6 protein-coding genes, 1 tRNA gene and 1 pseudogene are annotated in these 13,757 nt (G+C 60.0%); 3 read left to right on the forward strand and 5 right to left on the reverse strand.

Annotated elements, in window-relative coordinates; all coding sequences use genetic code 11:
• A pseudogene (locus tag RCO24_RS00005) lies at nt 1-798 on the reverse strand (hypothetical protein); the annotation flags it as partial.
• A gap of 190 nt (nt 799-988) precedes the next feature.
• Here RCO24_RS00005 and RCO24_RS00010 point away from each other — a divergent pair.
• Nucleotides 989-2,059, forward strand: coding sequence for a helix-turn-helix domain-containing protein (locus tag RCO24_RS00010; protein WP_308959296.1), 1,071 nt, complete (start codon nt 989-991; stop codon nt 2,057-2,059).
• 219 nt (nt 2,060-2,278) lie between these two features.
• Here the strand turns inward: RCO24_RS00010 and RCO24_RS00015 are convergent, their stop codons facing one another.
• Nucleotides 2,279-2,932, reverse strand: a complete 654-nt coding sequence (locus RCO24_RS00015; RefSeq protein ID WP_308959297.1) for an SDR family NAD(P)-dependent oxidoreductase — start codon at nt 2,930-2,932, stop codon at nt 2,279-2,281.
• On the opposite strand from RCO24_RS00015, the gene RCO24_RS00020 reads away from it, so the two are divergent.
• The gene (locus RCO24_RS00020) at nt 2,923-3,951 is read left to right on the forward strand and encodes a LysR substrate-binding domain-containing protein (protein WP_308959298.1); all 1,029 of its coding nucleotides are present in this window, start codon (nt 2,923-2,925) and stop codon (nt 3,949-3,951) included. The genes RCO24_RS00015 and RCO24_RS00020 overlap by 10 nt on opposite strands.
• A gap of 231 nt (nt 3,952-4,182) precedes the next feature.
• Here the strand turns inward: RCO24_RS00020 and RCO24_RS00025 are convergent, their stop codons facing one another.
• On the reverse strand, nt 4,183-4,410 hold the full coding sequence (locus RCO24_RS00025; RefSeq protein ID WP_308959299.1) for a hypothetical protein: 228 nt from the start codon (nt 4,408-4,410) through the stop codon (nt 4,183-4,185).
• Between the two features lie 139 nt (nt 4,411-4,549).
• Complete coding sequence (locus RCO24_RS00030) at nt 4,550-5,602, reverse strand: integrase arm-type DNA-binding domain-containing protein (RefSeq protein ID WP_308959300.1); 1,053 nt, start codon at nt 5,600-5,602, stop codon at nt 4,550-4,552.
• A gap of 139 nt (nt 5,603-5,741) precedes the next feature.
• On the opposite strand from RCO24_RS00030, the gene RCO24_RS00035 reads away from it, so the two are divergent.
• A tRNA-Ser gene (locus tag RCO24_RS00035) sits at nt 5,742-5,899 on the forward strand.
• Nucleotides 5,900-6,202: 303 nt separating this feature from the next.
• Here RCO24_RS00035 and RCO24_RS00040 read toward each other — a convergent pair.
• On the reverse strand, nt 6,203-13,492 hold the full coding sequence (locus RCO24_RS00040; protein ID WP_308959301.1) for a S8 family serine peptidase: 7,290 nt from the start codon (nt 13,490-13,492) through the stop codon (nt 6,203-6,205).
• Between the last annotated feature and the right edge of the window lie 265 nt (nt 13,493-13,757).

Here is a 13,757-nt window from a genome sequence, read left to right on the forward strand (position 1 = left end):
ACCGCCGACGCCGCCGCCTCCGGCACCCAAGCCGCCGGTCGCGCTGCCACCGCCGCCTCCGCTCAGGCCGCCCGTACCGCCGCCCGCACTATCGCCGCCGGGTGCTCCGTCGGCGACAATCCCAGGCGCACCATTGTTTCCGCTTCCGGTGCCGCCGTTAGCTCCGCTACCCAGGCCGCCGCCGCCGCCGTTGTTGAAGCCGCCGTTGCCGCCCATGCCGCCGCCGGAGCCACCATAGCCGAACTGACCCGCGTTGCCGCCGACAGCGCTGTTATCAGCCAGGTTGACATTGCTGACGGTCACAGTCGCGCCGGAATTGACGAACAGGGCGCCGCCGAGCCCTGCTCCGCCCCCGCCAGCGGCCTGCGCAACGTCGCCGCCCTTTGCGGCAGCGTTCTGGATGGTCAGATCCTCAATCCGCACCTGGCCCGAGTAGACAAACAGGCCGCGATAATCGCCTTCGCCGGAGAGCGTATTGCCGTTGCCGCTGATGGTGATGTTGGCACCGGCATTGTTCAGTGCCGGCAGATCGCCCGACAGGGCGACGCTGCTCAGCCCGGCCTGGATGGCGATGGTATGCGTGCCCGCGCCCGCGGCGTTGGCCTGATTGATGGCCCAGCGTAGCGTTCCGGGCGTCCCGTCGTCGGAGGTCGAGGTGACGTTGAAAGTGACAGCCGTCGCCGGACTTACGGCGATCATCGCCACGGCCAGCGCCGCGAGGAAGACGGTGACTACTAACTGCGCAGACTTGCACAGCGGACGCCCACCGCGTTGCCGGCAACCGTCGACCAATACCATTTGCCTGTCCCCTCGGTTCCTCGCCGTATGACTCCACGGCAGGCACATTCCCCTGGGGCAAACCTAAAGCCGCTCTGCGCGACGCCAAGAACGAACAGGGTAAATGAGACGCCACGTCGAAAGAATGAGACACCTTGCAAAGGCCATGGCTTCCGGGGCACGCTAAAACCCATGCTAACGAGGGGGAGCCGTGGATTTAGAGCCAGAACAGCGAGGCACGACATCGGCGCAATTCCGCCTGGATGTTTCGGTCTCCCCAGGAAACGCCCACCAATTCGACTTATGGCGCTTTGGCCTATCCTCTCTGGTAGACATGGAGCTTCTCGACACCGAAGCGCGCGCTTCATTTGCGATGAGCATGACGAGCTGGCAATTTGCCGACGTCGCCATATCTTTCGGATCTTCCTCTGCGGCAACATTCGAGCGGAGCCGGCAGACGATCGCGCGCACTGGGCTCGACGCCATTTCTCTACTTGTCTACCTCGTGGACGGAAGCCTCGAAATCGACGGTCGAGAGACGGTTCTTAAATCCGGCGACATTCTGTTTTTCGACTTGACTCGCCGCTTCAAAATCCGAGTTCCGGATTTTCAGAGCCTTTCTCTGCTAATGCCGCGTGCTCTGCTTGCTCCCTTCGTTCCCAACATCGATGCATTGCACGGGCTTATCCTGCCAAACTTGAGCCCGCTCAATGCAATAGTCATGGCCCACCTGAAGACGTTGCTCGCGGAGGCACCGGCTCTCGCCGCGCAGGACATTCGCACCGTTGCCCGCGCCAGCGCGGCTCTCATTGGCGCGGTCGCTGGCGCGGGCGTCAATGGACACAGCGGTGTTGTGCAGAACACGTCGTTCTCCTCGCTCCCCGCGCTGCGCCGGCTCGTCGACGCCAATCTGGCCAATCCGGAATTAGGCCCGGAGTTTCTCTGCAGGCAGCTGGGTATGTCGCGCGCCACGCTCTACCGGTTGTTTGAGCAGCTCGGCGGCGTGCGCCGCTATATCCAACAACGGCGGCTGATGGGTGCGTATCAGAGGCTCACAGACCCAGTGAACGCCAGCGACCGCATAGGGAATATTGCCGCCCGCTACGGTTTCGGCAACGATTCGGCGTTCAGTCGTGCGTTTCGTGAGACATACAGCATGTCTCCGACCGATCTGCGTGAAGCTTCGCGCGAGGGAAAAACTGCACACCTCAGCCACGGCAAGGATAGCGCGTTCATCACAATGAACCGTTGGCTACTCGGCCTAGACATTGCCGGGCGATAACTACTCTCTTGTTTATGTCCACTAGGGGTTAAAAGGTGAGGGTTTGCCTGCTCGCCTTGATGTCCGTTTGCCAGCCGTGAGCGGACTTGTTTCGCTGATGGATTTAGGCCCAATTTCGGATTCAGAGGATGTCGGCTAATGGGACGACGCCACCACCGGTCATGTCAGTTATAATAGGCTGACGCCGGACAGAGTGCCTACTCTGCCCGGCTGCTCTGGCTATGGCGTGTAGGTTGCTTCCACTGTCCACGCCTCCTTCCGCTGGCTGTGAAGCTGCCAGAACTGTTCTGCCACCGCGTCGGCATGTTGTGAGCCGGGGTCGACAAAGCCCGCCACCGTGACCGTCGCGATGTGAACACCCTTCTGTTTGAAACTTTCAAACAGCCCTTGCGCGAGCGCACGGATGCCCGCCTTCCCTATGCTAAGCGACAGGTAGTCGGGGTGTGGATAGAGACCAAAGCCCCCACCGGTGAGAAGGATGGTGCCTGCGCCCCGCTCGATCATCTTTGGCGCGCCGGACTTAGCTGCCGCCTGCGCGCCACCAATATTCACCGCCAGGTCGGAATTGAACGAATCCAGCGCCTGTTCGTCGAGCGTCGCTTTGCGCATCGATGCTGCGTTGTAATGCAGAACATCAATGGTGCCGAATTCACGCTCGACGTTGGTTACCAGCGCTGCGACGCTAGCCGGATCGGCTGTATCAACCGTGCGGACGCTTACTTTGTAACCTTGGGATTTGAGCTGATCAGCTAGCGCTTTTGTCTTGGCCTCGTTGCGAGCGCTGAGGATGACGTGGAAGCCCTCTTTGGCGAACCGCTTCGCCGTTGCGAGCCCCATGCCAGGACCTGAACCGATGCTGAGAAATGTTTTCATGTCGCTTTACTCCTCGACGTTTGGATGCGCATGAGATAACCAGGATCGTGGCTCGGATAATCTGGGTCATATGCATTATATTCGTGCAAAAAATGCAGGAATTGCTCGAGCGCGGCGGATTGGAGTTGTTGGCGGCATTCGTTGCCGTTGCCGATACCGGAAGCTTTACCTCCGCGGCAAACAAGCTCGGGCGGGACGCGTCAATTGTTTCCCGCCGCGTAACCCAGCTCGAACAGCAGCTGGGCGTAAGTCTGCTTTCGCGCACCACAAGGCGTGTAGCGCTGACGGAAGTCGGCTCACACTACTACGGCCGGGTCCAGGGCATCCTCGAAGAACTTTCCAACGCCAGCAGAGAGGCGAGCGACGTCGCTTCGAGTCCGCAAGGCTTGCTCCGCGTCTCGGTTCCAGTGACGTTTGGACGCCAGTGGATCGCGCCGCTTCTGCCGCAGTTCGTCAGTCGGTATCCGCAAATTCGCATCGACGCGCGCTTTTCCGATCGCTTCGTTGACGTCGTGGCGGAAGGGTTCGACATCGCGATCCGCGTAGGCAGGTTGCGCGACAGCTCGTTAAAGGCGCGGAAAATTTCCACCTTTAGAAATCTTCTCGTCGCGGCGCCCAGCTACATCGCGGCGCGCGGCAGGCCGCGCACGCCGGAAGATCTCAAGAACCACGATTGTATCGGCTTCTCAGGCTACACGGGCTGGCCCGACTGGCCGCTTGCGAAAGCGGGCAAGCGCAAGACCATACGGCCCCATGGCCCAATCATCGCAGACAATTCGGAGGTCGCTCTGTCTGCAACGATAGCAGGCGTTGGGATTACCTTCACAGCAGACTGGCTCGCGGGGCCGGCAATGCGGGAAGGCAAGCTGGTCGAGGTTTTGCCTGGCTGGGGCGGCAAAGGTGAAGGCGGGGTCTTTGCTGTTTTGCCGCCTGGGCGTTTGGTGCCAGCGAAAACGCGGCTCTTCGTTGACGAAATCTCCAAGTCCATAAAAGCGGGATGGCAGAGGTCCGATTCGTAAGTTTGGCGCTTGGCTAGCGGCGGCGCGGTGCCTCCGATGTCGTCTATTCGACACCTATCGGACATTGCCAATGGCTGAACTGCCTGAGCCAAGCTCGCTGTGACTGATGTCAGCTATTGGGACCGAGCGGTCACGTGAGAGCAGGCAGCATTCCCGTCGCAAAATGGCCAATAGCTTCGGGCAGATTATGTTGGCTTCCGAGTGCCTTCTCCGCAACCCCATAGAGAGACGTCAGAGGTCAACCTTAGCGACGAGCGCTGGATTGAACCCTTCACCCTCGCCGTGACTTACGTAACCGCGCGGGTTGTTCATCACGCGGCAACCGCCAAGGCGATAGTCGCAGCCGGTGTGCGTGTGCCCATGAACCCAGAGAGTGGCTTGCTGAGTAAGCTGCTCGCAGTCAGAGGCGAAGCTGGCCGTCAGTAGATCGTCTTTGTAACGGTCATCAATGCTCTTCATGCTGGGCGCATGATGCGTCACGACTATAGCGCTCCCAGCGCTGTTCTCGTCCAGCTGATGCGTAAGCCAATGCCTGCTTGCCTGGTGCTCTGCCAGTGCGTCGGAAGGCGTCCAAACGCGGCCGTTGTGCCTGATAAGCTTATGGTCGTTCATGACCTTCTGAGCGCGCAGCAGTCGGCAGCACGACGTTGCGGAGGGGCACATCGATATCTTTCGGATCGGGAAACAACAGTCGGTCGGAATCCGAGAGCTTGATCGCTTCTTTAATCAGCGACACAGCGAGCGGAGAGAGCGGGACTAGGTGCTCTTTGCCGTTCTTTGAATGCTTCGATGGAATGACCCAGAGCGGCTGCGCGAACTTGAGGCGAAACTCAGAGCGCTCTGCACGACGCACCTCACCGGGGCGTTGGGCCGTTAGGAGGATCAGCTTCAAAGCAAGCTTGGTGTCTGCCCGCACGGCACTTCCATCGAGGGCAGCAGCCCAGGCACTGATTTCATCGTCTCGCAAAGCCCTCGCTCTCGGCTTAGGCTTTGCATATCCGTCGGTGGCGCCGGTAACAGAGCCGCGCCGACGTCGCCCCAGCGTTGCTGCTGGGTTTTTCTCCACACCATACTTTTCGGCCAATGCCGGCCTATCGAGGAGGGCGAAGTTGTACATGGCCTTGACGTGCATAACCATGCGATAGGCGCTTGAGTTGGCATTGCGTACTTTCGCTGAGATAATCGCCCTACTCTTCGCGCGGCCACGAACTTGGGTTTTAGGTTTCCCTCCCACTTGCCGCGCCTTGATCGCTGTTCCCACTTGGTCAATGTCTGCAGCGGTGATCTCAGACGGCCGCTTATTGCCCAGCGCCGGAATTACGTCCTTGCGGATTTCGCGCTCGACCTCGTCGATCCTGGCAAGACCCTGGCGCAGGAAAACGTATTCATCGAAGAAGTCTGTGAAGGTTAGGGCAAGGCGCTCTACCGACACCCTGCTCGCTTGATCGACGGCAACAATGTCGCCCTCATTCTCGACACGCGCGTCAAGCGCAGACGCCTTGGCGCGAGCTTTGGCAAGGCTGACAGCCGGGTACTTACCGAGGCCGACCTTTCGCTTTCGCCGCAGAGCACCGCTACCGAGCGAGTAATAGTATCGCCAAGAGCGCAGACCGGAGCGCTGAACGACGAAGACCAAGCCGCGATTGCCCACAATCCGGTACTCGGTTCGCGCCCCTGACCTAGATGTTTGGCCGCCTTCAGCGCGGTATCTATTGGCGCAATTTCAAACCTTGCCATGCTCCTCCAAATCTCGGCGGTCCCTTCGGCGGTCCCTTTTTGCGAGATACGATGGGGTAAGTGATACGTCATGGTAAAAGGCGGCGACAGATTTTTGAACGTATTTTCTGTTGATTAGGTGTTTATCATCGCAGCATGCCTCTCATGCTGTGTCATGCGTCTCGATGAGGAAAACTCCTGGTTCCAGGTTCGAGTCCTGGCGGGCCCACCAATAAATTCAATGAGTTGGCGCCTTTTATTTTTTTTCTTCCCTTTATTGCAACGCCGGCTGGCCTCGCACAGGCACGTGAGGTTCGGACCCCACGCGTGGGAATCGCGGCGGGAGGTTCGCGCCGCGGCCGTTGAATGCGCCTTGTGTGCTCGCGAACGAAGCCGGCGCCATAGCACCGTTGGTCTTCGGCGTCTCAAATGCCGTCTCTTCGTTTGTCTGCATTCTCCCCTAAAAAAGCATGAGCTCTCTGCTTAACCGTGAAAGGCCGGCCGCGGGGGTGCGGCCGGCTAGCGTGTTGTCGCGTCAGAGAACGAAATCGTGGGACGACAACGTTGCGACCTTGACCAGGATCTCGAAGTCCGCAACGCCGTCGCCATTGACGTCGCCGCTGACGAGCGCACCGTCATCAGACGCCGTGTAGTGCAACTGTCCGGCCTTGTTCGTGAACTCGGCCGTGCCGAGCCACGAGAAGGCCTGATTGCCTTTCTTCAATGTGTTGGCGTCGATCCCGCTCAGATCGATGCGATCGTAGCGGTTCTGGAAGTCGAGGATCGTATCGCGACCCGCCCCGACAACCGTGTCCGCGATGTCGGCAAACACGAAGTAATCGCGTCCCAAGCCACCTTCCAGGATGTCGGTGCCGACCCCGCCGGAGAGCGTATCGTTGTCGGCCCCGCCGAAGAGGCTGTCGTTGCCGTCACCGCCGTATAGCTTGTCGTTGCCGGCACCGCCGTAGAGCGTGTCGTTGCCCACGCGGCCGGACAGCATATCGTTGCCGCTGCCGCCATCCAGCCAGTCGTCACCGTCGTCGCCGTACAGCTTGTCCTTGCCGCTGCCGCCGAACAGTCTGTCGTTGCCGGCGCCGCCGTAGAGCGTGTCATCGCCCGCTTCACCGCTCAGCGTGTTGTTGCCGGCGTTGCCGATGATCACGTTGTTGGACGCATTGCCGGTGCCGTCGAGGTCGCCGGTGCCGAACAGCGTCAGGTTCTCCACGTTCGCCGACAGCGTGTGGCTGACCGATGCGTGCACCGTGTCCGTGCCCTGGCTGCGGCTCTCGACAACCTGGTCGCCGGCGCTGTCGACGACGTAGGTGTCGTTGCCCTTGCCGCCGCGCATCACGTCGTCACCGCCGTGCCCGTCGATGTAATCGTTACTCTTGGTGCCGGTGACCGTCTCGCTCGCAGCCGTTCCGTGCACCATCGCAACGTTGCGCACGTCGTTGATCGCGAGCTTGTAGGTGTCGGTGGTGGCATCGGGCGAGCCGGGGTAGGCCGGTTCGTCGAAGGCGACCGCGACCTGCAGCTCCTTCAGCGTCTTTGCATCGAGCGCCGCGCCGGCCTTGAGGAACAGCGCGAGTCCGACGATCTCAAACAGCGCCCGGTCGCGGCCGACCAGCGACAGCGTGCCGGTCGACGTCGAGCCGTTGGTGATGACGATGTCGGCGACCTTGACGCGCTCGAGCGTAGGGGTCGTCTCGGCGAGCGAGGCGACACGGTTGGTCAGCGTCACGGTCGGCGGGATAGTGTCGTTGACGTCGGTCACGTTGACGACAATCGTCTGCTCGATGCTGTTGCCGGCGCTGTCGGTGACGCGCACCACGACCTCGTGCGAGGTCGCCGCCTCGTAGTCGAGGCCGGTGCTATCGGCGACGACGAGCTTGCCGTCGACGATGGCGAAGCGGCCGCCGGCGTTGTTGACGAGCTCGAAGGTGTGGGTGTCGCCGCTGTCCGGATCGACCGCCGACAGCTCCGCCACAACCGTCCCGTCCGCCGAGTTCTCCGCGACCGAGGCTTCGTCGGGAAGGATGTCGGTCGGCGCGGCGTTGCCGAGCAGATCGGCTAGCGCAAACGTACCGTCCGCAAACTGCAGGAACTCGATCGAGGAGAGCTGGTCGGTGCCGTCCGGCGAGCCATCGCGATTGTCTGTTATAATGACGTAGTCGGGATATTGCGGATACGGCTGCTCGAAGGTGTAGTCGGCGCGGTTGCCCGAGTAGATCGCCGTATCAGTGCCATAGCCGCCCTGAAGAAGATCGTTTCCGGCGCCGCCGTTGAGAATGTCATTTCCGGATTCGGCAAAGGTATAATCGTCGCCGCCGTGGCCCTCGAAGTAGTCGTCGGTGTAGCCGCCGAACCACTCGTCATAGGCATCCGTACCGATATAGTGCTCGGGTTCGACATCCGTGACTTCCACCCTGAACTGCTTTTCGAAGGTGCGTCCCGTCGAGTCCGTAACCTGGACCGTGAAGTCCGCATAATTACGCGCCTCGAACTCGAGCTTCAGGCCATTGGCGACGACGATCTGATTGCCCTCGATCCGGAATGCGCCCTGGAAGTCGTTGACCAGGCTGTAAGCGAATGTCTCGCCTGTGTTCGGGTCCGCCGCAGACAACGTGGCGACAACAGTACCGGTCTCGGCATACTCCGGAAGCGCGACGACATCGGAAAGGATTATGTCGTAAGGCGCACCCTGGCCATCGAGGCTGGCCGCAACCGCGATATCGTTGAAAACGATACGTTCGATGCCGATGAGTGTGTCGTTGCCACTGTCGAGACCGGAAACAACCAGGTTTCCGTCGACCACGGTGAGCACGTAATCGTCGAAGTTGCCGTTGAAAATGACCGTGTCGAAGCCATTTCCACCGACGAACGTATCGCTGCCCGCACCACCCTTGAACGTGTCGTAGCCCGCGCCGCCAGTGAAGCTGACGGCCGTGTCGGTCATCGCGTGGACAATGACGCCGCCAGCGATGCCAGTCCCCGTGACGCCGCTCGCGTCGATTGTCGTCACGTGGCTGATATCGGTTCCTGCGATTGTAAAGTCCCAGCCGACGTTGCCTGTGAGCGTTACCGTCGTCGCGTTATCGAGCACGAGCGCAAACTCGAACGAGTTCTCTCTCGGCAACGTAAAGTCGGGATAGAAAGGCAGAAGCGCTCGTAGATTGGGCGTGTAATCGGTGCGCGCCATAGTTGTGATATTGACGGCCGTGGCGTCGGCAATGTGCACGATCCCGTTGATGTCATAGTCCGGACGTCCTGCCGGGAGGCCGACATAGTCTTCGGTTTGCGTGAACTTGTCGGCGAAGAGGATATTGAGCGCGCTGCTGCCTCCAACGAGATTGACGGTGCCGAAGTTCGTCGCCGTGCTCATCGCCTTGAAGGTGACGAGAGAGCCTTCGGCAAGTTCAACGGTATTGTTGCCCGCAGTTCCGCTCGTTCCCATGACACGAATGTCGAGAAGATCGTCGAACTTGTCGGCGTTGACGGTGTGCGAGCCAGCGTCGACGTCGAACTGGACGGATTCGAAGTTGGAAATCGAGCCGCTTATGTCGGCGATGGCCGCAGCGGTCGTGAACGACATGCGGATGACGTCCGACGATCCGACAGGGTTGTCGCCGCCGTCGATGGTGCCGCCGTCGATGGCGCCCGCACCAAGCAGCCACACCTCGTCGCTGCCACCACCCATGTCGATCTGACCCTTGAGGCCTTGGCCCGTGTTTTTCTCCGATGTTGCGCCGGTGCCGATATTGCCGAGTTGAACGAACTCACGCCCATCGCCGCCATAGAAGCGGAACTCCTCAGAACCGCCGGCGGTCGCGAACGCGCTGTCATCGAGCGCCGTTTCGATGAAGATGCTGCCGTAGGGGCCATTGCCGCTGTTGTTCTGGCCTTCCAGCACTTCCAGCATGCTCAAAGCGCCAGTACGCATGTCGATCTCGCTGACCAGCGGAATGTACCACTTGAGCGCGAGCGTTCCGTCGTTCTGCTTGAACCTGATCGATTCCGCGGAGGCAAACGACAGATTGTAATCGTCGTCACCCGCACCATTCATGTAGCTCTGATAGGCGAAGCCATGGTCGTAGAAGATGACATGGGTTGCCGCATCGTCGGTGATGCGCTGACCATCCGCCAGATCTACACCCAGGAAGAAAAATTGTAGCGTGCGATCGCCTACTTGGTGGGCATCGACGGTGATGCTGCCGCTGCCGTGATTGTAAACGGAAAGTGACGTCACCGCGTCGGACGAAATAACCGTGTCACCTTTAACCCCGTCGAGGGTCACAAACTGCAATCGGTCCTTGCCACCGTTTTCGGCGCCGACATCCTGCAGGTTGACGTCGTTCGCACCGCCGATGAACGCCGCGACCTCGTAGTCGTCCGCCGTGAACGCCACATCAGGAAGCGGATTTGGCAAGCCTCCGGATCCGCTGATGAGGTCGTGGACGTACACGAGCGGCCGCACCATCTGATCCAGAGTCCGGTCGGTGAACTCGAATCTCTCGACGGTGTTGAATTGGACGAGTGTTCTCTCGACGTCGCCGGGGGTGGTGCGCTCGACGAGTATGAAGTCTCCGTTTAGGCCGGTGATGCGGTAATCTTCATATCGGCCTTCGAAAACTACCGTGTCGATGCCGTCGACTCCCAAGGCAGGAATATAGCCGCCGACGGTGCCACCATACACCTCGTTGTGGACACCCGTGCCCGCATAGATGCGATCGTCGCCGAATCCACCTTCGATGTAGTCGCTACCGGCGCCGCCGTAGAGGATGTCATTACCACCGACAGTGCCGTAGTTGTGGTTGTCGCCCAGAATGATGTCGTCGCCGTCAAGGCCGTAGATGATGTCGTCGCCCCATTCACCAACCAGCTGATCGTCGCCGAACTGTCCCGAAGTCAAAAGGGTGAAGTCATTGAGCTGGTTGCTGCCCTGGATGAAATCGTTGCCCCTGCCGCCATAGATCGTCTCGCCTGCCGCGCGGAGGAGCGGACCGCCAGTGGTGTTTACGTTCGAGCCGCCACCGATCAGCGTGTCGTTGCCATCGCCGCCGTAAATCTCGTCGCTGCCCGCACCACCATCGATGTAGTCGTCACCGCCGCCGCCGGACAGCACATCGTCCCCACCCTTGCCGAAGATGCGATCGTTGGCGCTCTTAGCGTAAATGACGTCCGCTTCGTTCGTCCCGATGATTTCTTCATCGACCAGGCCGCGTAAGCCATCCGTCACTTCAGACGAAACCTCGACGGGGTTGAAGCCATCGGGGCGATCCTGGGCCTGCCCCATCGCATCCGGTGCGGCCGAGACGATCCTGAAATCGTCGAATGACAGATCAAGCGGAATGTTTTCCGCCTCGAAGACTGCAAAAAGAATTGCAATCGAATCCGCGCCGCTACCGTCAGCATCGTAGTACAGCGATCCCGTCGCCAGATCGTAGAGAACATAGTCATCGCTGTCGGCAGCCTCGTTGCCGAGATAGAACATCGTCGACACGAGGGACGAGCCAATCAAGGCTGCGAGCGACGTAAAGATCGAGGCGTCGAGCCAAATGCTGTCATCGATGTGAGAAAAATCGGTGATGATATCAACGTTGGTCGCAGCATTCAGGGCGCGATCGAATAGGAAGTTGTCGGCGCCAACGCCTCCGGTCAGTCGATCGTTGCCGGCGCCGCCGGACAGGGTGTCATTACCAGCGCCGCCGAACAGCATGTCGTTGCCGCGCATGCCATGCAGCCGGTTGTCGAGATTGTTGCCGTAGAGTTCGTCGTTACCGTCACCAGTGACGGCATTCTCGATGTCGGTGCCAGCGGCAATCCTGACGAACTCCACGCCGCCTGCCGTCGAGGACGCGCCGCCTTCAAGGCGGATCACCAGATTGGAAGCAATCGCCGCGGCATTGATCCAGTCTTTGCCGCCGTCGCTATCGGTGAGCGTCAGGCGGCTGCCATCGCGCGCAAGAGATTCGAAGACCTCGTTGGTGTAGTGATAGACGTCCGCAGTCAGATCGTTGATTGCCTGTTCGCCGTCGGCGCCGTGCAGAGTGATCTTGACGGAGTCCAGCGTCCCGGCGTCTTCGACCCAGTGGTCAACGATCCGCAACGTCCACTCTCCGGCGCCGTCTTCGCCGCGGAACGCGTTCACGCCAAACTCGGCTTTCCAGCCCGTATTCGAGCCGTAGTACCATTGCAGGTTGAAGTCGATGAGGCGGATTTCTGTCCCGTCAGGCGAAATTAGAATGATCTCGAGGTCGTCGGTAAGCTCGTGTGACAACACGACCTCAACGTTGACGAAATCGACTGCGAATTCGCCGCCGTCGAACGTGAACTTTATGTCGGTCGTCTTGCCGTCTTCGAGGGCGACCCCCTCCGTCATTGTTTGGCTATAGCTCGACTCGTTAGCGCTTGCCTTCGGGCCACCGAATAGGGACCAAACCTCCGCCATGCGTACGGCGTTGTAGGCGTCGACACCACCGAAGCCGTAATCGTTCGAGAAATGCAGGCCGCCACCGTTCCAGTTGTCGGCGTTGTTATAGAACCAGCGGTTGCTTTCGTTTTCTAGTTTGTCGCCGCCGACGCCGCTACCCTGCTCGTGCGCGGAGTAGGCCAAGATATTCTGCACATCGCGCCAGCCGAGGTTTTCGTTGGCCTGCAGCATGAGCGCGATAACGCCGGTGACGATCGGTGTGGCACCCGAGGTGCCGCCAAATCCGGGCGTATAGTCGGTATCGGTATTATTGCCGTTTTCATCAGTGAACCCGTTGTAGCCGTAATACCAGGGAGCACCACCGTCTTGAGCGTAAGCGCCAGATCGGTCGGTTGTGACCAAGCCTGCATTGCGCTGTTCCAGAATGTTTGCAAACCCGCTGGACGGCGCGGAGACGAGCAGGTTCGAGCCGTGGTTCGAATAGTAGGAGGCGTCGCCATCGTCGTCGAATGCGCCGACGATGATCGTTGCACGTGACGAGGAGCTCGACGTGCCGTTGGCATTGAGATTCTGGTTGCCGGCGGCCTTAACCTGGATCGTTCCCAAACCATCTCGACCGTTGTCGAGGGCAGACATCCATGCTTCGACGGTCGCCTGACCCTGCCAGTAGTAATAGGGATCCAGGTTCTCCTGGAAGAAGTAGGCGCCATCGCCCCAGCTATGGTTGACGACATCGAAGTTGGTCGTCTGGTAGGCCGCCTCGAGAAATCCGTCGAAGAAGGTATTGATGTCCGTCATCTTGTGACCGGACAGGATATCGACCGTCGTGAAGGTGACGTCGTAAGCGACGCCGACCGTCCCGACACCATTGCGGGCAGCCGCGATCAGGCCGGCGACCGCCGTGCCATGCTGTGCACCATCGTAGAAAGGAAGGCCGGTCGTCGAGGCGATCCCCGTGGGATAGGGATCGACGTGCATGAAGCCCCACAGCATCGCTTCAAGCGAGGCGTCGTAGTTGGCCGCGAGGTCGGGGTGATCAACCACGGGAACGCCATCGATGTAGGTGGCGTCCATACCGTCGTCATGAATGCCCACCTTCACGCCGAGGCCGGTGTACTCCTCCCAGATCTTCTGGATGTCGCCGAGCCAAGCGAAGTGCCACTGCTGCTCGAAAAGATGATCGGTGGGAGCAGCCTCGGTAGAGGCCGTGGTGGTGGTCGGCACGAACGCGACCGACGCTCCGCCGCCGGGAGCTAGAACAGGCCTCGCGCCGAATACGGCCAAGTCACCGCCTCCGACTGCGAACCGCATGCCGTCAACGAGCGAAACGTCGGACAGCTTTGCCCATGCGCTCTCGTTCAGCGCCAAGGCGCTGTTGGTCACTGCAGAACTCATGATGCTCCCTCCCCGGGATAGCTTTTTTATATTTGTCTAGGTCGTTACCGACTTAAGATCAGATGACAGACCATTGTTTCGTCAGTACTTGTATAATTTCTAGGCGGTGAATAGCTGTCTCTGCAATGAGGGCTTATTCCCGATTTACACGGGAACTTAGGTCGGCCTCCCAAGGCGGTTGGGCATTAATGCAAAAATTGATCGGGATTAACTCCCGACCACGATTGCCTCCCTCATTGTCATCACCGCCCCGTGATCAAAAGCA

The organism is Hyphomicrobium sp. LHD-15 (assembly GCF_031157355.1).
GTDB lineage: Bacteria > Pseudomonadota > Alphaproteobacteria > Rhizobiales > Hyphomicrobiaceae > Hyphomicrobium_C.